At 62.4% G+C, this 19,285-nt stretch carries 21 protein-coding genes and 1 tRNA gene; 10 read left to right on the forward strand and 12 right to left on the reverse strand.

All coding sequences use genetic code 11. From position 1 onward, the window contains the following. Positions 1 to 13: 13 nt before the first annotated feature. Both AS9A_RS16975 and AS9A_RS16980 read left to right on the forward strand, forming a co-directional pair. Entirely contained in the window at positions 14 to 934 is a 921-nt protein-coding gene (locus tag AS9A_RS16975) for an ABC transporter ATP-binding protein (RefSeq protein WP_013808335.1), read from the forward strand. Further along, positions 931 to 2,583 carry an ABC transporter permease gene (locus AS9A_RS16980; RefSeq protein WP_013808336.1) on the forward strand — a complete coding sequence of 551 codons (1,653 nt, stop codon included), beginning with the start codon at positions 931 to 933 and terminating at the stop codon, positions 2,581 to 2,583. The genes AS9A_RS16975 and AS9A_RS16980 overlap by 4 nt, the downstream gene beginning before the upstream one ends. A 171-nt stretch (positions 2,584 to 2,754) precedes the next feature. On the opposite strand, the gene AS9A_RS24810 is transcribed toward AS9A_RS16980, so the two are convergent. Further along, positions 2,755 to 2,877, reverse strand: coding sequence for a hypothetical protein (locus AS9A_RS24810; protein ID WP_013808337.1), 123 nt, complete (start codon positions 2,875 to 2,877; stop codon positions 2,755 to 2,757). 307 nt (positions 2,878 to 3,184) lie between these two features. Here AS9A_RS24810 and AS9A_RS16985 point away from each other — a divergent pair, with 307 nt between their 5' ends. Further along, positions 3,185 to 3,853, forward strand: coding sequence for a pyridoxamine 5'-phosphate oxidase family protein (locus AS9A_RS16985; RefSeq protein WP_013808338.1), 669 nt, complete (start codon positions 3,185 to 3,187; stop codon positions 3,851 to 3,853). Positions 3,854 to 3,931: 78 nt separating this feature from the next. Here AS9A_RS16985 and AS9A_RS16990 read toward each other — a convergent pair whose 3' ends face one another. Both AS9A_RS16990 and AS9A_RS16995 read right to left on the reverse strand, forming a co-directional pair. Next, positions 3,932 to 4,795 (reverse strand): SDR family NAD(P)-dependent oxidoreductase, encoded by an 864-nt coding sequence (locus AS9A_RS16990; RefSeq protein ID WP_013808339.1) that lies wholly within the window; start codon positions 4,793 to 4,795, stop codon positions 3,932 to 3,934. A 228-nt stretch (positions 4,796 to 5,023) separates the two neighbouring features. After that, positions 5,024 to 5,096, reverse strand: a tRNA-Ala gene (locus AS9A_RS16995). Positions 5,097 to 5,334: 238 nt separating this feature from the next. On the opposite strand from AS9A_RS16995, the gene AS9A_RS17000 reads away from it, so the two are divergent. Continuing rightward, entirely contained in the window at positions 5,335 to 6,417 is a 1,083-nt protein-coding gene (locus AS9A_RS17000) for a DUF4236 domain-containing protein (RefSeq protein ID WP_013808340.1), read from the forward strand. Here the strand turns inward: AS9A_RS17000 and sepX are convergent. The 4 genes from sepX to AS9A_RS17020 all read right to left on the reverse strand — a co-directional run bounded on the left by sepX (position 6,411) and on the right by AS9A_RS17020 (position 10,191). After that, the gene (gene sepX / locus AS9A_RS17005; RefSeq protein WP_013808341.1) at positions 6,411 to 7,175 is read right to left on the reverse strand and encodes a divisome protein SepX/GlpR; all 765 of its coding nucleotides are present in this window, start codon (positions 7,173 to 7,175) and stop codon (positions 6,411 to 6,413) included. The two genes, AS9A_RS17000 and sepX, sit on opposite strands and share 7 nt — an antisense overlap. Before the next feature lie 153 nt (positions 7,176 to 7,328). Further along, positions 7,329 to 7,958 carry a GNAT family N-acetyltransferase gene (locus AS9A_RS17010; protein ID WP_041451173.1) on the reverse strand — a complete coding sequence of 210 codons (630 nt, stop codon included), beginning with the start codon at positions 7,956 to 7,958 and terminating at the stop codon, positions 7,329 to 7,331. After that, a complete protein-coding gene (gene glp / locus AS9A_RS17015) occupies positions 7,955 to 9,205 on the reverse strand; it encodes a molybdotransferase-like divisome protein Glp (RefSeq protein WP_013808343.1) in 1,251 nt (416 codons plus the stop codon). The genes AS9A_RS17010 and glp overlap by 4 nt, the downstream gene beginning before the upstream one ends. A 17-nt stretch (positions 9,206 to 9,222) precedes the next feature. Beyond that, positions 9,223 to 10,191, reverse strand: a complete 969-nt coding sequence (locus AS9A_RS17020; RefSeq protein ID WP_013808344.1) for a UTP--glucose-1-phosphate uridylyltransferase — start codon at positions 10,189 to 10,191, stop codon at positions 9,223 to 9,225. Positions 10,192 to 10,428: 237 nt separating this feature from the next. On the opposite strand from AS9A_RS17020, the gene AS9A_RS17025 reads away from it, so the two are divergent. From AS9A_RS17025 to mscL, 6 genes are all read left to right on the forward strand, one after another. Beyond that, positions 10,429 to 11,034: a 5-formyltetrahydrofolate cyclo-ligase gene (locus AS9A_RS17025; protein WP_272942033.1), complete on the forward strand. Its 606-nt coding sequence runs from the start codon at positions 10,429 to 10,431 to the stop codon at positions 11,032 to 11,034. A 112-nt stretch (positions 11,035 to 11,146) separates the two neighbouring features. After that, positions 11,147 to 11,461, forward strand: a complete 315-nt coding sequence (locus AS9A_RS17030; RefSeq protein ID WP_013808346.1) for an FmdB family zinc ribbon protein — start codon at positions 11,147 to 11,149, stop codon at positions 11,459 to 11,461. 242 nt (positions 11,462 to 11,703) lie between these two features. After that, positions 11,704 to 12,291 carry an IS607 family transposase gene (locus AS9A_RS17035; RefSeq protein ID WP_041451174.1) on the forward strand — a complete coding sequence of 196 codons (588 nt, stop codon included), beginning with the start codon at positions 11,704 to 11,706 and terminating at the stop codon, positions 12,289 to 12,291. Beyond that, positions 12,291 to 13,727, forward strand: a complete 1,437-nt coding sequence (gene tnpB / locus AS9A_RS17040) for an IS607 family element RNA-guided endonuclease TnpB (protein WP_013808348.1) — start codon at positions 12,291 to 12,293, stop codon at positions 13,725 to 13,727. Before AS9A_RS17035 ends, tnpB begins: the two co-directional genes overlap by 1 nt. A 2-nt stretch (positions 13,728 to 13,729) precedes the next feature. Continuing rightward, complete coding sequence (gene cpaB, locus AS9A_RS17045) at positions 13,730 to 14,416, forward strand: Flp pilus assembly protein CpaB (protein ID WP_013808349.1); 687 nt, start codon at positions 13,730 to 13,732, stop codon at positions 14,414 to 14,416. Positions 14,417 to 14,504: 88 nt separating this feature from the next. Beyond that, positions 14,505 to 14,927, forward strand: coding sequence for a large conductance mechanosensitive channel protein MscL (gene mscL, locus AS9A_RS17050; RefSeq protein WP_013808350.1), 423 nt, complete (start codon positions 14,505 to 14,507; stop codon positions 14,925 to 14,927). Positions 14,928 to 15,001: 74 nt separating this feature from the next. Here the strand turns inward: mscL and AS9A_RS24390 are convergent, their stop codons facing one another. From AS9A_RS24390 to AS9A_RS17070, 5 genes are all read right to left on the reverse strand, one after another. Next, entirely contained in the window at positions 15,002 to 15,163 is a 162-nt protein-coding gene (locus tag AS9A_RS24390) for a hypothetical protein (RefSeq protein WP_013808351.1), read from the reverse strand. Next, positions 15,164 to 15,661 carry a MogA/MoaB family molybdenum cofactor biosynthesis protein gene (locus AS9A_RS17055; protein WP_013808352.1) on the reverse strand — a complete coding sequence of 166 codons (498 nt, stop codon included), beginning with the start codon at positions 15,659 to 15,661 and terminating at the stop codon, positions 15,164 to 15,166. Positions 15,662 to 15,726: 65 nt separating this feature from the next. After that, on the reverse strand, positions 15,727 to 17,031 hold the full coding sequence (locus AS9A_RS17060) for a S1C family serine protease (RefSeq protein WP_013808353.1): 1,305 nt from the start codon (positions 17,029 to 17,031) through the stop codon (positions 15,727 to 15,729). Between the two features lie 142 nt (positions 17,032 to 17,173). Then, positions 17,174 to 18,580 carry a sensor histidine kinase gene (locus tag AS9A_RS17065; RefSeq protein ID WP_013808354.1) on the reverse strand — a complete coding sequence of 469 codons (1,407 nt, stop codon included), beginning with the start codon at positions 18,578 to 18,580 and terminating at the stop codon, positions 17,174 to 17,176. Then, positions 18,577 to 19,266, reverse strand: coding sequence for a response regulator transcription factor (locus tag AS9A_RS17070; RefSeq protein WP_013808355.1), 690 nt, complete (start codon positions 19,264 to 19,266; stop codon positions 18,577 to 18,579). Before AS9A_RS17070 ends, AS9A_RS17065 begins: the two co-directional genes overlap by 4 nt. Between the last annotated feature and the right edge of the window lie 19 nt (positions 19,267 to 19,285).

Genomic DNA, 19,285 nt, shown 5'->3' on the forward strand with positions numbered 1-19,285 from the left:
TACGCTCATCTTTATGACTACGGCGATCGACATGAAGGGTGTCGTGAAGACCTTCGGGAAGACACGCGCCCTCGACAACCTGAACCTGCACGTCGAGACGGGTGAAGTCCACGGCTTCCTCGGTCCGAACGGTGCCGGCAAGTCCACCACGATCCGCGTCCTACTCGGGCTCCTCCGGGCCGACAGTGGTAAGACTGAACTCCTTGGCGGTGACCCCTGGAACGACGCGGTTGAACTTCACAAACGGCTCGCGTTCGTTCCTGGTGACGTCGAACTCTGGCCGAATCTGACCGGTGGTGAGGCCATTGACCTCCTCGGGCGCCTCCGCGGCGGTCTCGACAAGCGGCGCCGGGCCGATCTCATCGAGAAGTTTGACCTCGACCCCTCGAAGAAGGGGCGGACCTACTCGAAGGGCAACCGGCAGAAGGTGGCGATTATCGCCGCACTCGCCTCCAACGTGGAGCTTCTACTCCTCGACGAACCGACCGCAGGCCTCGACCCGCTGATGGAGACCGTCTTCCAGTCCTACATCAAGGAAGCGACTGCCGAGGGCAAGACGGTTCTTCTATCCAGCCACATCCTTGCGCAGGTCGAAGCGTTGTGCGACCGGATCAGCATCATTCGTCTCGGCGAGGTTGTCCAGTCCGGCACGCTCGCGGAAATGAGGCACCTGACGCGAACGACGGTTGAAGTGACCACAGCGGAATCTGCCGCGGCCGTCGAGAACATGCGCGGTGTTCACAACTTCACCACTGACGGTGACCGCGTGCGGTTTGCCGTCGATGGTGAGTACCTCGACAGTGTGATCCGCGAGCTCAGCCCGCTCGGGATCCGCAGTCTCGTCAGCCACCCACCGACCCTCGAAGAATTGATGCTTCGCCACTACCAGGACGACCTCAACGGGACGGTCGAAACCGCAGGAGCACGGACATGACGAACGCTACGGTCGCCCGGCCGCAGGCGGAAGTCAGCGGTGCACGGCACCCGCTCGCTGGCACCTGGACGATGGTGCGCCTGATACTCCGGCGTGACAGGATTCGCCTGCCAATCTGGATCGGCGCCCTCACCCTCTTGACAGTCGGCAGCCTGCAAAGCTTCCGGGATACATACCCGACCGCGGAAGACCGCGCGACCGTCGCCCAACTCGCCGACCTTCCCGCGATGGTCGGCATGGTCGGACGCAACTACCAGCCAGCCGACTACAACTTCGGGATCATGGTTGGCCACCAGATGACTGTCATGACAGCGCTGGTGTTCGGCCTTATGAGCATCCTGCTGCTGGTTCGCCACACGCGCGCGGAGGAAGAAGCGGGACGCGCAGAACTCATTCGTTCCAGCGTCGTCGGCCGTCACTCCACACTCGCGGCCGCGCTCATCGTCATCGTGAGCGCTAACCTAGCAACCGGCGTCCTGACAGCACTCGGACTCGCAAGCAGCGGGCTTGAGGGCGTGACCACCGACGGCTCGTTCCTCTATGGCTTAAGTCTCGCCGCCGCTGGGATCGTTTTCGCGGGCGTCACCGCGATCACCGTGCAGATAACGGAGTACGGGCGCGGGGCGGCAGGTATGGCGCTCGCTGTGCTGGGTGGCGCGTATGCGCTGCGCGCGGCAGGCGATATCGGCGAGAATTTCCTGCGGTGGCTATCACCGCTGTTCTGGGGCCAGGCGTCCCGTCCGTTTGCTGAAGACCAGCGGTGGTGGCCGCTGCTACTCGCGATCCTCGTCGCCGCCGTCCTGATCGGGGCCGGTTTTCGTCTCAGCACGATGCGTGACGTCGGCGCAGGGCTGCGGCCACCGAAAATGGGCTCTCCCGTCGCGTCGCCCGCACTGACCAGCCCAATCGGTCTTGCGCTCCGTTTGCACCGCGCATCCGTCATCGCCTGGACAGTCGGCCTCGCCGTCTTCGGGCTCACCTACGGGATGCTGATCAACGGTGTTGAAGACATGCTGGAGCAGCTGAGCGCGCTCGGTGACGTCCTGCCCGACATTCCGGGCGCGACCCTTGTGGACTCGTGGGTCGCGATGCTGATCACATTCCTCTCCATCGTCGCGTCCGTTCAGGCGGTGATGGCCGTGAACCGGTTGCGCAGCGAGGAGAACTCCGGGCGCGCAGAACCTGTACTGGCGACCGGAGTATCACGGCAGCGCTGGATGGGCAGCCATCTCTGGGTGGCCTTCGTGAGCAGCGCAATCGTTGTCATGGCGGCAGGCTTCGGCCTGGGCGGCGCCGGGGCGCTCGCGCTTGGCGATTGGGACTTCCTGGTCCGCATGCTCGGTGCGGCCGCCGCGCATATCCCGGCGGTCTGGGTCGCGGTGGGGCTTGCGGCAGCACTCTTCGGCCTCGCACCGCGGCTGCAAGGGCTGGGATGGTTCATCCCCGTCTACGGCATCCTCGTCGTCTACATGGGCGCAATCCTTGGCTTCCCGGACTGGATGTACGACTACTCCCCGTTCGGTCACATTCCAGACATGCCCGCCGTCGGCTTCGAGTGGACTCCGACGCTCGTCCTCCTCGCGATCGCTGCCGCGCTCACCGCGGCAGGGGTGGCGGGATTCAAGCGCCGGGACCTCGAATCCAAATAGAAGCGGCCCAGAACCTGAACGGCCGGTGCGCCACTCGCGCACCGGCCGTTCACGTGTTTTTCGCGAAATCTCCCTGCCTATATTTTGTTAGCTAAATTCATTATTTGATTCCGAAACAAACGTATGCCGGGGTGGTAACCCCGGCATACGTTCTCCCCGAACTCCTCTCCCCTAGGAGCCGATGTTGAGGAAGTCCGAACTCGTGAACCATTCTGAACTGAACGCCCAGTCGGAACTGAACGCCCAGTCGGAGAGGAGTGACAGATCATTCAGCAGATTAAGTGTGAGACTCATGCGAACTCCTTGCTGGGACGAAAACGAGCGAAGACCACCATCCACGGGCGCTTCATCCGAATTAAAACACATCAAGGTCACACAACGTGACAAACCCGAAAACTTTATTTCGCACACGTATATCGAAATCAATCAAACGCATGACAAACGCGACCAAGTTACGAATCAGGAGGTCGCCCTGGCCACTTTGGAACCATTAGTCTCTAAACCCGCTTGAGTAACAGCAGTCACATAGCTCACAACACCCTGGGGCCCAGGTGGCAAAATCAACCACTCATAAGCTCTCTACGCAAATAGGAACGGGAATATGCCCGCATCGTCACCGCAGCACTCAAGTACTGGCCCGACGCCCTATCGCGCGGTTACGGACGGCGTTCGGCTGCGTGCGCTTTTGGGAGACGTCGCCGCCCGGGCCTCGACAAAGGAACGCCACACACTGCACGCGCGTGATCGCGAGTGGTTAGCCCTGTCCCCCTTCTGCATCATCGCGACGAGTGACATGCACGGGAATTGCGACGCATCACCGAAAGGCGATCCTCCGGGATTTGTCCACGTCATTGACAATTCGACAATCGCTGTCCCGGAGCGTCCCGGAAACCGTCGTGGCGACGGGTACCACAACATTCTGGAAAATCCTCACGCCGGTATTATTTCCTTGATCCCCGGCCGCAACGAAACACTGCGAATCAACGGCCGCGCGCACCTAGTGGAAGATGCACCCTTCTTCGACCAACTCGTCGTCAAAGGGCACCGGCCAATCCTTGCGATCGTCGTCGAAATCGACACCATCTTCTTTCACTGCGCCAAGGCATTCATGCGATCCTCGCTGTGGAAGCCATCAAGCTGGAAACCCGACACGCTGCCCCCAATCGCACAGCTGACGAAGGAAGTACAGCCACAGGCAGGATCGCTCGAAAGTCTCGAAAAGTATTACTCGCCAGAGAATTACACGCGGAAACTGTATTCCGACGAGTAAGCAAGAGCTAGGCCCCGCCTTTGCTTGACATAGCCCCCATACGACTATCGCGTTCAACGTGATCCGGTGAGTCCTCGCTCATTCGTACACCGTCCAAGGATCAGTTCTGACGCGCTCATCTACGGCCGCAGCGTCTGTCCCAATGACTATCCGCCAGTCTCCACGCGACACCGCGTTCAGGATCTGTTCTGCAGCCGACTTGCTTGATACAGGCTCGTAGCCCGCGAAGAGGGAGTCGAGCGCGCGCTTCCATGTTGAAGGTGGAGCTGGCATTCCCGTTCGAACATGACCTGCCAGAACCAAAACAGCTGAAAGGTGCGGAGCGTTGCGCTGAAAGTCCACGAGAAGTGACTCAGTGAACCCGCGCACTGCGAACTTTGCGGAAGAGTATGCCGAGTGGGGAGTGCGCGATCCGAGGCTCGCCCACAGGGCGTTGACGGACGCAGTGTTGACTATCGCGCCCTGGTCCGATGCAAGCAGCATGGGGAGGAACTCTCTCGAACAGTTGTATGTGCCATTCCACGAAACCGCGAACGTGCGTTCCCACTCGTCTGGTGGTGACTTGACGAATGACATGCCGCCAATAGTTCCGGCGTTGTTGAACAGGAGATGGAGGACACCAGACTGGTGCGCGTCCGACACCTCGCGCGCAAGCTGTCCCACGGCTGCCCTGTCAACGACGTCACACACATGCGGGGTAACCCGAACTTCTGGGTTCAGATTGTTCGCTTTCCGAACCACGGCTCCAAGCTTGACGTCGTTTAGGTCGCATGCCGCGACATGTGTCCCCTTACGAACAAGCTCGAAGACGAGATCACGGCCGATTCCTGAAGCGGCACCCGTAACCACCGCTAGGCGACCGGCAAAGTCGGCGAAAGCTCGGGTGCTAGTGGCCTCCGGTTCGCCCGTGTCGCGCTGTCCTTCATTGGTGGTCAGTGCCATGCGGTTTGTCTCCTGCGCCTCGCGCGCATCTTTGGTTGTACTTGAGGGTCAGCTCTTACCGTAGCCGCGGCCTCTGACATCGGTCGGGTGCCGTACGCGGGATGGGCCTGAGGGCGAACCTCGCGAACCGGGAACAGAAAGGGCCCGCCGAAACCGGCGGGCCCTTTCTGGACGCACTGTCCGACAATCTCATTGCTCGTGTCGATTGTTCGAGCAAGAGCATCAGGGTGGAGCTAGGGGGAATCGAACCCCCGACCTTCTCGATGCGAACGAGACGCGCTACCAACTGCGCTATAGCCCCGGGTGCAGTGATTTTGTCACTGCAACGGAAACCTTAGCAGGGCCCGCGACCGCTGACGAAACCGGCACGCGACGTTCGCACCGGGCGTCGCGATAGAAGTAGCAGGAGACCCGACTTGCCCGTTTTTGTCATACCTCGGGTACACAATCAGAGTAGGAAACCAGAGAGGGAGAACCCGTCAAATCGGGAATGTTGTAGTGCCGCAAAGCGTTCTCTCTCATGCACGAGGAGAGCAACGATGCCACTATTTCTGCGGAAGAGTCTCCGGGCCGGGCCGTTGCGGTTCAATGTGAGCAAGTCCGGCGTCGGTGTCAGTAGCGGGGTGCCCGGGTTCCGGATGGGTACCGGCCCTCGCGGAAATTATGTGCACGCTGGCAGGCGCGGCGTTTACTATCGAGCGTCGCTGAACGCTCGGGGCTCCGCGCGCTCGAAGCAGGCCACGAATCATCAGGCGCACCCTGCCCAGGCCACGATGACAGACCTCACGGGCGTGCCGCCGGATCAGATGGTGCCCACGGGCGGCGAACTCGTCGGTCAGCTGAATCAAGCAGCTGCGAAGCACACACTCGCGCCCTGGCTGGCGGCGCTCCTCGGAATACTGGGGCTGGTCAGTCTGCCCTGGGGAATCGCGGTGTGGATCGTGGCGACACCACTGGTGTGGTGGCTTGCACGCTACGACAAGACAAACCGGTCAGTTGCGGTCTTCTACGACCTCGATGACGAGCCAGCGCAGTGGTACAGCGACCTGGTTTCGGCAGTCACACAGCTCGGTCAGGATGCCCAATTGTGGCGCGTGGAATCTGAAGGCGCGGTAGCCGACCCCTATGCTCGGCGCACCAGCGGCGGAATCGACACTGTGATGCGCAGGCTGCCCCTCCGCGTCACGACGTCCCCGGGCCGGCCGCTCGTCACCAACATCGCGGTCCCGACCTTCACGTCCGGTACCCACACCCTGCATTTACTGCCTGACCGAGTGCTGGTGCGCAACCGCAACTCGTTCGCCGACGTCGGATACGATCTCGTGACAGCGACCACCCGATCAGTCCGATTCACCGAACAAGAATCGCTTCCCATCCGCGCAAAGGTTGTGGACCACACGTGGCAGTACGTCAACAGCGACGGCAGCCCAGACCGGCGCTACCGCGACAATCAACAACTGCCAGTCGTCGAATACGGTCAGATGGACCTGGAAAGCACATCAGGGCTGCGCTGGAGAATCCTGCTCCCCGACCAAGCTGACGCAGTGCGCCTCGCAGAACTGTTGCGAAACGCACCGCAATCGATATCCCGTGCCGACCTGACCTTCAGCGACAACTACTGACCAGCCGCCCGTGGCAGCCCCGAGCTGGCCCGGCCCGGGCCTGCAGTGTCACCGAACCGGTCGAGATGGTCGAACTCTGGGTTTTCGTCGTCGGTACCGACAACGCTGCCGTCGGGCCCGCCTGCCGCGTTCTCCCGGCGCCGCTCACCACGCAACCGCGCTAGACGCCGCTCACGTATGTTCTGCTCGATACGAACCTGCGTCCGCAAGTAGACGAGATAGCCAGCGAAAGCCACGATCGAGATAGCGGTGACGTACCAGGCGTAAGAGGTGAACAGGAGAGCCACCACCGCGCTCAGAACTACGAGAGCCCCAAGGCCGATCACAATTCGCTGGCGAAGGGTATAGCGAGCCGCGGCAGCAATCTCGTCCGCTTCCGGGTCGAAACCACCCCTTCCTCGGCGGGACGAACCCTGTTCGGTCTCGAGTTCGAGCTCGGCATCGTCGGGAATCCCGAATCCGTCATCAGCGACGAACCCGCCCTCGTTGTGCGCGCGAGAATCCATCACGTCCTCCCCGTGAATTGTGTTCAGCTGGGCATGCTGGTGCGCACTGTCTGCGCCACCATCAGGACTGCTCCCATGCCCGGATAGGGTTTGCCTCCCCAGGCGGAGCCGTCCCCCACCCCGGTGCAGCAACCGCGATGAAAGCGCTCGATCTCCAGCCTTGAAAATGGGCTGCCGCAGGTTCACGACCATCGGAACGAGGACGAAGAGGCTGAGAACGACCAAACCAAGCCAGAGGAACGAGTTCGGCATCGTCAGTTCTCCTTCCCTGGTGCGCGGCGCGGATCCGATCGATGATCACGGTCCACACGTCAGGCTAGGACGCATAACGGAAAGACAACGGAAGGCACGCCGAGCATCACCCCAGGAAAGCGGTGAAATCACGCGTTCGCGACCAATGAACGGTCACCATTGGGCCCTGCCCTGGCGGACAAGCCGCGATATCGCGGTGTCGGGGTAGTCGTCGGTGAGGATCGCGACAAGCTTGTGGTCTCTCCAATCCCCATCCACATGCAGGTACCTGCGCAGGAATCCCTCGTCACGGAACCCCACACGCCGCAGCACCGACTGGCTTGCTTCGTTTTCTGGTCGAACCGTGGCTTCAAGCCGGTGCAGCCCCACAGCCCGGAAGCAGTGATCAACGCCGAGCGCCAGTGCGGTGGTCGCGATTCCCTTACCCGCCAGGTCCTTCGCGATCCAGTAGCCGATCCAGGCGGAACACAGCGGGCCACGGACCATGTTTCCGACCGTCAACTGTCCGCAGAACTGTCCGTCGAGTTCGATCGCGAACGGCAGCATCATGCCTTTACGGCCCGCATTGCGGAGGTTCATGCATACCGACGGCCAGGAGGACGCCCGATGCCGTCCTTCCCAAGTCCCTGGTCCTGACGGTTCCCACGGCCGTAGATAGTCCTCATCTTGGAGGCGATACCTGCTCCACGATGTCGCGTCGCGCAGCCGGACCGGACGGAGCCGAACCTCCCCCGCAGCTATCGTCACCGGCCCCGCGTTCGCCGGCCATCCTGGCTGGTTCACCCGCGCTGCGCGAGGAACGCGACATCAACGTCCTCTCCCGCTTCAACCTGGGTTGTCTCCGGAGGCACCTGAATCAGACAGTTCGCTTCAGCAAGGTCAGCCAGCAGATTCGACATCGTCCCCACCCCTAGCGCGCGCACTACGTAGTGACCCTCGCTGTTGCGCATGAGCTGACCGCGCACGTAACCGGTACGGCCGTCGATCGAGACCACATCATTGATCAGGCTGGCCCGGACGAACCGTCGCTGTGGGTTTGTTTTCCCCAGTCCGAGCCGGATGAGTGGCCGGATCATGATTTCGAACACGACAAGCGCGCTCACCGGATTCGCGGGCAGCAGGAATGTGGGGACCTTGAGGTCGCCGAGCTGGCCGAACCCCTGGATTGATCCCGGGTGCATCGCTACTCGCCCAATTTCCATGTGCCCAAGGTCAAGCAGCGCTTCCTGCACGATCTCAGACGCGCTGCCTCCCACCGCCCCGGAGATTACGATGATTTCCGATCGGCTTACCTGGCTTTCGATGGCTGCCCGGATCTCCGCGACCTCGCTGCCCGCGATTCCGACGCGCGTCACATCCGCCCCCGCGTCCCGTGCGGCTGCGGCGAGTGCGTAGGTGTTGACGTCGAAGACCTGGCCTGACCCGGGTTTGCGATCAATGTCAACGAGCTCAGCGCCTACCGCGACGACTGCAACCCTGGGTCGCGGACGGACAAGGACGCGCTGACGTCCCACCGCAGCGAGCAGACCCACTTGAGCGGGTCCGATCACAGCCCCTTCAGCGACTGCGACATCACCGAGGCGCACGTCATCCCCCGCGTGGCGAACATAGTCACCCTGCCGCACAGGGCGGTAGATCTTGACCTTTGCCCGGCCCGCATCGGTCCATCCGACCGGGATCACCGCGTCGGCGAGTGTGGGCATCGGTGCGCCCGTCTCGATCCGGACCGCTTGCCTCGGCTGAAGGCGCGCTGGCTGACGCGAACCTGCCCTGATCTCCCCCACCACGGGAAGCGCAAAATCGGCTGGCTGCCCGAATTGGCCCTTGAAGTCCGGCCCCGCTTCTGTGACATCGACGCTTCGTACCGCGTACCCGTCGACCGCGGCCTGATCGAACCCCGGAAGCGGATGCTCGGAAATCACCTCTTCTGCACAGACAAGCCCGTGTGCCTGCGAAATCGCGACGCGGACGGGTTGCGGCGCTACGGCTGCTGCCCGGATCCGGGCTTGTTGTTCTTCGACCGAGCGCATGAACCCCTCCCCTTCTGTCACCTCCCCGCTGCCGTGACTCCGCTCTGCGCGGACGCGTCACCGTCGGGAACGTTCAGCCCGAGACGCTCCGCAATCCACGTGCGGAGGTCTGGGCCGTACTCCTCATCGTCGAGTGCAAAGTCAACCGCAGCCTTGAGGAACCCGCCGGGATTTCCGAGGTCGTGTCGGGTTCCCTTGTGGACAAAAACATGCACGGGGTGGCCGTCTTCGACGAGAAGCTCAATCGCGTCGGTGAGCTGGAGTTCGCCTCCCCGTCCTGGGGTGATCCGGCGCAGAGCGTCAAAGATCTCGCGGTCGAGCAGGTAGCGGCCCGCGGCAGCGAGATTCGACGGAGCTTGATCGACGGGAGGCTTCTCCACCATTGCAGTGACGCGCATCACTTGGCCGGCTTCCGCGGGATCGCCGGTCGCTTCGACGGCGAAAACACCGTAAGCGCTGACTTCCTTCGGATCCACTTCGATAGCGCAGAGGACGCTGCCCCCGTACCGAGCGCGAACTTCGGCCATCTGGGAGAGCACACCAGTGGGAAGTACCAGGTCGTCAGGCAAGAGGATGGCGATTTCTTTCTCGTCGTCATCGAGTGCTGCTTCGGCACACGCAATAGCGTGACCAAGCCCGAGCGGCTCTTCCTGAACGACGGCTTCGACGTCCATCAGCGCAGGAGCGCGGCGTACCTTGTCGAGCAGCGCGTGCTTGCCGCGCCGCTCCAATGTGCCTTCGAGGATCTCGTGCCGAACGAAGTGCGCGAGGACGCCTTCTTTACCTTCGGAAGTGATGATCACCAGGCGACCGGCACCCGCTTCCGCGGCTTCACTCGCTACCAGCTCGATTGCTGGTGTATCGACCAACGGCAAAAGCTCTTTCGGGACGGTCTTGGTGACCGGCAAGAACCGCGTCCCGAGCCCGGCAGCAGGAACGATCGCCGTGCGGAACGGCGGTACCAACTGCCCATTGGCCTCAGTCATAGATCCACCTCGTTGTTAGTTACTGCGCCGTACGCGCTATCCCGCTAGGTTGACCCACATTGTTCCGGGATCTCGGTAGGGTCGGGAGCGTGCGTTTGGCCAGACCCGGAAAGCGTCTCGCACCTTAGGGGACTTTTCAACAGCAGGACGTGTGAATATTCAGTTATGAACGGTAAAGGTGAGCAGTTCAACACCGATCAGTCACCATTGTCATCTCAATTGCGGGTACCCCAGCTCGTGGGCGGATTAACGCGTCACGATTCGAAGGATAAGTGGCGATCGGCAGTCCTCGGGGAACGTGCCACGGTGAGTTCGGCAACGGCGTCTGACGAGTCTGGTGCCCTCACTGAACACGTCGTGCGCGCGTTCGCGCGTATCGCCGCACATAGTCCCGGCGGTTCGCTGATCGCGGCGTATGTGCCCGCGCGGTCCGAGCCTGGCTCGATCGCCATGCTCGACGGACTAGCCGCGTGCCGAGCACGGGTCCTGCTGCCTGTCACAGCTCCGGGCAACACGCTCGATTGGGCGTTGTACGACCCGGACCAGCCGCTCGTCGCCGCGCGCTACGGCCTCCAGGAACCCGGCGGTACTCGACTCGGCATGGACGCGCTGTCCGAGGCAGAGCTCATCATCGTGCCTGCGCTCGCGGTTGACCGGCAGGGTGTCAGGCTCGGCCGGGGCGCGGGCTACTACGACCGGGCGCTCGCCGTGAGTCCCCTCCAATGCCCTGTGATCGCGATCGTGCGAGACAGCGAGTTTGTCGCCGAACTGCCCGAATCCCCCCACGATCGCCGCGTCGACGGGGTGATTACCCCTGATCTCGGTCTTATTCGGCTTGACTAACCGGGCCAGGTGGAACGGCAAGGGGACTGTGGGGTTCGCCTCACTAGCCTTCACTTCTAGCACTCCTCACGCTAGAGTGCTAGAACGTCTTCTGTGCCCTCGGAGGTGCCCTGTGCCGACTTACTCCTACGCTTGTTACGACTGCGATGACAAGTTCGACATCGTGCAGTCCTTCTCGGATGCTTCCTTGACCGTGTGCGAGAAGTGCAACGGCAAGCTGCGCAAGCTGTTCAATTCTGTGGGAATTGTCTTCAAGGGCAGCGGCTTCTACCGCACCGACAGCCGCAAGTCTTCATCCGCAGGCGCCACCGCAGACTCCTCGAGTTCGTCGAGTAAGTCGGACAGCTCTTCCTCAGCATCTACCTCGTCTTCGTCAACCTCGTCGTCGTCAACCTCCTCGACGAGCGCAGCTGCGGCAGCGTCCTGACCTGCTCGTCTGCTTGAGTTATCCCCAGGATCGCCCCGAGGCAGGGGTTATCCACAGTTCGCTGAGGCGTTCCTGACGCACTGAACCCCACGCCCCTACGCTGCTCTTATTGATGTCGCGCGCCACGTGCGGCGATTCCTTAAGAGAAGGGTTGCTAACTGTTGCGGGTCGAGTGGTCGTTAGTGGTCTTTAACGCGTTTGAGCGATCAAACTTGTCAGTGGTGTGCGGTACAACCGGACACATGAACTTAGCGACGTGGGCACAGCGCAACGGCGTTGGGCGTGTGACCGCGTATCGCTGGTTTCGCTCTGGCTCGCTCCCGGTCCCGGCCCGCAAGGCCGGCGGCCTGATCCTGGTCGGCGATCCCACCACTAACACGCAATCGCATGGCCGGACAGCGGTGTATGCGGGGGTGTCGTCAGCGGATCAGAAGGCCGGCCTCGATCGTCAGGTCGCACGAGTTACAGCGTGGGCCGCGAGTGAGCGGATCGGCGTCGGCAAGGTCGTCACTGAGGTCGGATCAGCGCTGAACGGGCACCGTGGAAAGTTCCTCGCCTTGCTGCGAGACCCGATTGTCACACGGATCGTGGTCGAACACCGTGACCGGTTCTGCCGGTTCGGATCGGAGTGCGTCCAGGCCGCGCTCGCAGCGAACGGCGGCGCGCTGGTCGTGGTCGATTCGTGCGAGGTGGACGACGACCTTGTGCGGGATATGACCGAAATTCTGACGTCGATGTGTGCGCGGTTGTATGGCAAACGCGCTGCCGTTCACCGCGCCAAGCGAGCGGTAGCGGCGACTGCTGATGACACTTCCGGCCGGGTGGCGTGATGGCGGCGAAGTTCGAGGTTCCTGGCGGGTGGGTGTTGCAGGCGTATCAGTACGCGCTCGACCCGACCGATGCGCAGGCCGTTGCGTTGGAGTCGCACGCGGGTGGGGCCAGGTTTGCGTGGAACACGATGTTGCGAGCAGTGAAAGCGAACCTGTCCCAACGCGAGGCGGAGAAGTCGTACGGGATCACCGACGCTGATCTGACCCCGAGCATGGTCTGGTCGTTCCAATCGCTGCGCAACGACTTCAACACACGCAAACACCAGGTAGCGGTCCGCGAGGACGGCACACCGTGGTGGGCAGAGAACTCGAAAGAGGCGTACGCCAACGCATGCAAGAACCTCGCGGAGGCGTTGAAGAACTGGAGCGACTCACGCAAAGGCACCCGTAAAGGCCCGAGGGTTGGGTTCCCGTCCTTCAAGTCGAAGCGTTCGACCAGGGCTTTCGCGTTCACCACCGGCACGATCCGCGTCGAACCGGACCGGCATCACGTAACACTGCCCAGGCTCGGGACGCTGCGGGTGCACGAGTCGACCCGTAAACTCGCCCGCCGCCTCGAACACCGCACAGCCCGGATCTTGAAAGCGACGGTTCGGTTCGAACGTGGCAGGTGGCTGGTGAGTTTCACCTGTGTGGTTGAGCGTGCCGCCAGCCGTCCAGGGCACGTCAAACGCCTGGCACCGGTGGTCGGGGTCGATGTTGGTGTGAAAGACCTGATCGTCGCGGCCACCCCCGACGGGCGGGAGGTTCTACGTGTGCAGGCTCCGAAAGAGTTCACACACGCGTCCCGGAAACTGCGGGCGTTGCAACGTAAAGCAGCGCGCCAGCAAGGCCCGTGGGACGCGGTAACCGAAACCAGGCGGGAGCCGTCGAACGCCTGGCAACGCACACAGCAGGCGATCGCGGACCAGCATGTGCGGGTGGCGAACCTGCGCCAGGACCGCCTCCACAAACTGACCACGCTGCTGGCGCAGTCGTTCGACGTGATCGGCACCGAGACGCTCGCGGTGAAGAACATGATGGCCGCCGGTGGTGCCCGCAAGAAAGGCTTGAATCGTTCGATCGCTGACGCGGGTCTGGGTGAGTTCTCCCGCCAGCTCGACTACAAAACCACCTGGTACAGCTCGGCACTAGTCAAGGCGGACCGGTGGTATCCCAGCTCGAAGACGTGTTCTGGTTGCGGTTCAGTGAAAGCCAAACTGAGCTTGTCAGACCGCTTGCACGTCTGCGACAACGAAGACTGCGGGTTGAACATCACCGGTATCGACCGGGACCTCAACGCCGCTATCAACCTCGCGCGCTATGCGCGGGCGGAGCAGAGTGCCCGCTTCGATAATGGTGGAGCCGACCGTAAGACGACCGCTCCGGCGGCGCTGGTGGCTATGAAACCTGAATCCAGCGATGGAAGCGCCTCACCCAAAAGTGAGGCTGCATAGCGATGATCACTAAAGATCACTCAAATGCAACGGATGACGTGGGGAACGAGTTCGCGCCACACCTCCGCGATCGGGTGACCGAATGCGCCGAGCGGATCCGCCGTCACTCCGCTCTCCTGCGTCGGATCTCGGCCGGACTTCTTGTAATAGCTGCTTTCGTGGCTGCTCTTACGCCTGGGCGTGATGCTGGTGTGGAAGTAGTCGTGGTCACCAGAGATCTTGCGGCGGGGTCTGAGTTAACAGACGACGATATCGAGCTCACCCTCGTCACTAGCGCACAGCGCCCCCAGTCGGCGCTTGTGCGCGCTGATCAGGCTGTTGGCCAGCGCGTAGCCACCCCTGTCCGCGCGGGCGAGGTGCTGACGGACGCCCGCGTCCTCACTCCCCCGCTGATCGATGAGATCCTCGGCGCTCGACAATCACGCGGCGTACCGGTCCGGCTCGCAGACTCGAGTGTCGCGGGCCTGTTACGAGCGGGTGATCGCGTCGATGTTCTTTCGCATCTTTCTGGCGCTTCGCTCGAGCCCGAACGTACGACCAGCGTCGTCACCGAGGACGCCGTCGTGCTCTTCGTGACGGAGGAATCTCCGGGACACGATGCCCTGGTAGTTCTCGGACTGCCGCCGGACGAGGCAGTGGAGGTAGCAGGCGCTTCCTTACGTGGTGCTGTGACGGTCACACTGCGCTGATTGAAGCCGCACACTCAGCGCTTTCCTCGTATACGATTCCGACGAATCGATGAGTCCTCATCCTTCTGACAGAAATGGAGTCCGCCCGATGTTTAAGGGTTTCCGCGATTTCTTGATGCGCGGTAACGTGCTCGACCTCGCCGTCGCGGTCGTCGTCGGTACGGCTTTCACTGCGATCGTCACAGCGTTCACAGAGAACATCGTCAATCCACTGATCGCAGCCATCGGAGCAGATCAGGACGTTGAAGGTCTTGGCGTCATGCTCCGGGAGGGCGCTCCCGCGACATTTGTCGATGTTGGCGCGGTGATCACTGCGCTGATCAACTTCGTCATCATCGCCGCTGTCGTGTACTTCATCTTGATCGTTCCGTTCACTGCGGCGAAGAAGAGGCTGATCAAGGAGCAGGTGGCTGACGAAGAAGCAGGAGTGACCGACACCGAGTTGCTCAAGCAGATCCGCGATCTGCTGTCCGCTCAACGTGCGGACGTTCCGCCCACGTCATCGTCCTGAGGTGACCACTACGGCGCAAGCCCCTGCTTCCCAGCAGGGGGCTTGCGCCGTAGTGCGGTCCGATGGCCTGGCGATCAGCCGTGATGCGGTGGACGATTCTCCATCAGCCATCGGTCGCTGTGAGTCTCTGACGCTACTGGCCTGTCACCGGGCAGAACTTCACCGAAAACAGCATCAAGCGCCGCCTTGCGGCGTGCACGCGCGACCGCGCCCTCAGCCAGTTCTTCGGCACTCATCTATTCCTCGAAAGTCGATTGTTCGGTGATGACGTGCGCTACGAGGGGGCCGATCGTCGCCATACCGTCGCGCACCGCTGCGCGTGACGACGCTAAATTGACCACCACTGTGCTGCCCGAAACACCAGCTAGCCCGCGAGACAGGGCGGCGTCATGGACGCTGTCCGTCCGGCCGGACGCACGCAACGCTTCGGCTAAGCCCGGAATCTCGCGGTCGAGAACCGCCGCGGTTGCCTCGGGAGTCACATCGCGCGCCGAGGAACCAGTCCCGCCGATCGAGACAACCAGGTCCACTCCACCGATCACCGCGGTGTTCAGTGCGTTGCGAATCTCAACCTCATCTGCGGCAACAGCGACTGTTGCGTCGACGTGGTAGCCGGCTTCTGTCAGCAGTTCCCGCACCAACGGACCGATGTTATCCGTCTTTTCGCCATGTGCCTGACGATCATCAACGATCACCACGAGCGCCCGCCCGCCCGGCAGCGTCTCCATCTCCATGCCCTTTACCGTAATGCCCAGCATTGGCTCGGCTGACAGCGCATCCCTAGTCGTACTCCAGCTTCTCATGGTGTCGACCCCTGAGTGCCGAGCTGAACATCCACCGCGCGTTCCTCTCCACCTGGACCATCTGTCCACGTAATCGCCACTGTTTGGCCCGGCACCTGGGCTCGCACGGCGGCGATCAGCCCAGCAGCGCTGGTTATAATTCGGTCATCTAGCCGAGTGATGATCGCTCCCTCGGGAATGCCGGCGTCCTGCGCCGCACTGCCGCTGATCACTTCCGTGACCAGCGCGCCACGCTCCGGATCACGCATATCGACGAAGACTCCGAGTGATGCTGTTTCGGCGCGGCCCGTGGTCGCCAGTTCGTCGGCGATACGGCGAGCCTGGTCGATTGGGATGGAGAAGCCCAAGCCGATCGAACCGGGGTTCACTCCCGGCATCGCGCCCAGGGTTGCGATGGCAGTGTTGATCCCGACGATTTCGCCGTCCATGTTGACCAGCGCGCCACCGGAGTTGCCCGGGTTGATCGCGGCATCGGTCTGGATCGCGTCGATCACGGTGTACTGGTCTCCGCCCTCCCCGGTCGCTGACACTGGTCGATGGAGTGCGCTCACGATGCCGGAGGTCACAGTGCCATCGAGACCGAGTGGCGAACCAACGGCGACGACGTCCTGACCGACGCGGAGATCGCTGGAACTGCCGAGCGTGGCCGGTGTGAGGTCGGTGCGTCCCTCGACCTGCACCACCGCCACATCAGTGTTCGGATCCCCCGCGATAACCCTCCCTGTCGCGGTCGTTCCGTCGTAGAAGGACACCTCCACGGTTCCTCCGGAGGGAGCGATGACATGGTTATTCGTCACAATCAGCCCATCAGACGTCAGAATCACACCTGAACCGCTGCCCTGCGCGCGTTCGGTCCGCACATCGATCATCACGACCGACGGGATGATCCTCTCCGCAGCCCACTGCACTGACCCCTCAGGAGCTGCGGACGCGCCCTGGCCCACAGCGGGAGCTGAGAGGGCAGAGGACCCGCCCGAATCCCGGCTCGCGACATAACCGCCTACCACGCCCCCGACACCTCCGCTGAGCAGCGCCAGTATCAGTGCCCCAGCGAGCAGCCCCGACTTTCCGCGGCGCACGGGGCGCTCCTCGGCGGCGGGAGGCACTTGCTGGGGGCCAACTTGCTGGGGGCCGCCCTGTTCGGGGTAACCGTAACCGCGGGGCGCTTCCCCTAGGCCGTGCCGCTGCGGAGCGGTTCCCGGATAGTCGCCGTACGCGGGGATCCGCTGCGTGTCACCGCTGCGGGACGGTTCGTCCGGCCCGCTCTGCCACGGTTCGCGCGGACTCTGTTCGTCACTCATTATCCCCTCCTCCGATCGGCCGTACTCGGCCGATCATGACCCGGCACACTTGGCGTGAAAGCGTATCTTCGTCAAACGTGCCGACCGAGCCTGAAGTTTCGGTGAGATGGACCTGACAATTGAACATGAAACACGATCAGCATCAGTGACGCTCCTCATGCCCGCCAGGTGGCTCACCCGGCAAACACAGCGTCACTCGAGCGCCGCCACTCGGAGAGTCGCCGATTTTCACCGAACCACCGTGCCGCTGCATGACGTGATGCACGATGGCGAGGCCAAGCCCCGAGCCAGGCATCGACCGAGATGCATCTGACCTGTAGAAGCGCTCGAAAACGAGCTTACGCTCGTTGATCGGTATTCCAGGTCCGTCATCGTCGACGCTGATTTCCGCCAGTCGGGATGATGCGACCGACATCGTGATACGTAGTACGCCGCCGTCCGGACTCCATTTGGCGGCGTTGTCGAGCACGTTGAGCAATGCCCGGTTCAGCGCACCAGGGTCTCCCCACGTGAACCACGAGAACGTGCTCGCTTCGACAACCACGTCGCCACGGCGCCGACGCACCCTTTCCACGCATTTTTCGACGATATCGGCGAGGTCGATGCGTTCGAAGCCAGGTTCGGGGGCGTCTTCACGAGCCAGATCAACCAGGTCGCCGACCAGGGTGGATAGCTCTTCTATCTGAGCCATCACGTCGTTCCGCAGACCTGCCATGTCTTCCGCATCGAGCGCGGGCGCGTCAGGCCTGCTCGCTGCGATCAGCAATTCCATGTTGGTGCGCAGCGAGGTCAGCGGGGTACGAAGTTCGTGCCCAGCGTCAGCAACGAGGCGCGCCTGGCGTTCACGAGACTCCGCCAGCGCGGCGAGCATCGCGTTGAACGCTTGGGTGAGACGGGCAAGCTCATCATCCCCGGTCACAGGGATTGGAGTGAGGTCGTCGGTACGCGCGACGCGTTGCGCCGCAGCTGTCAGCCGTCCAACGGGCCGCAAACCCGTGCGGCCCACAGCGGTGCCTGCTGCCGCTGCAAAAATCACGCCACATCCACCAACCACCAGCAGCACCATGGCGAGACTGTCAAGAATGTCCTGTGTCGGACCGAGATCTTGGCCCAGCACGAGCGTGATCTCACCCTCGCTCCGCTGTGCGAGCACCCGATAGTTTCCGACCGTACGAATCGACGAATCCACCTCACCGCGTACGACAGCGAACTCAGGCTCATCGACTTCAATAAGCGGGGGCAACGTGGCAGAGGTGCCATCCGGGAAGATCATCATGACGGCGAGGCCTTCAGAAAATATCCTGGCGGTGGTGAGCGCACCTGGCCCCAGCCGCTCAGCAGTGTAGTTCTGCACCATCGTGTCCACGCGGTTGCGCAACTGCTGATCGACTTCGTTGTACAGGGCCCTAGAAACGACGCTGTACGCTGCAGCTGCCATCAGCGCCACGGCAAATGCAACGACTGTCGTCGCCAGCAGAGCGACACGAAGCCGTAGCGAGATAGTTCGGGTGAACTGACGGGGCTGGCTCAGAATGTGCTCAGGTCTCACGGTGGAGTTTCCCGCAGCACGTAACCGACGCCGCGCACCGTGTGGATGATCCTGGGCTCCCCTTCCGACTCAGTTTTTCGCCGCAGATAGCCGATGTACACCTCGAGCGCATTTCCCGAGGTCGGAAAATCGTATCCCCACACTTCTTCGAGAATGCGTGCTCGAGTGAGAACCCGGCGCGGGTTCGCCATCAACATCTCGAGCAGCGAGAACTCGGTCCGGGTCAGGCTGATCGACCGCTCGTTGCGGGTCACTTCGCGGGTGACGAGGTCCATCCGCAATCCAGCGAACTCCATCGTGTCCACCCCTTCACCCCCTTCATGGGGTGCGCGGCGGCGCAGCAGTGCCCGCAACCGTGCCAGGAGTTCCTCCAGAGCGAACGGCTTGGGCAGGTAGTCGTCTGCTCCCGCGTCGAGGCCGGAAACACGCTCCGAGACGGAGTCACGCGCCGTGAGGACAAGGATGGGACGCTCATCTCCCTGACTGCGCAACCGGCGGCATACTTCGAGACCATCCATCCTGGGCATCATCACATCAAGGACGATCGCGTCGGGCGGCGCTTCCGCTACTTTCTCGAGCGCGTCAGCACCGTCCACGGCCAGTTCGACTGTGTAACCGTTAAAGGACAATGATCGCCGCAGCGATTCACGTACGGCACGATCGTCATCGACAACGAGGATCCGCATGCTCCTAGTGTGTACTGAG

It is taken from the genome of Hoyosella subflava DQS3-9A1, assembly GCF_000214175.1.
Taxonomy (GTDB): Bacteria; Actinomycetota; Actinomycetes; order Mycobacteriales; family Mycobacteriaceae; genus Hoyosella; species Hoyosella subflava.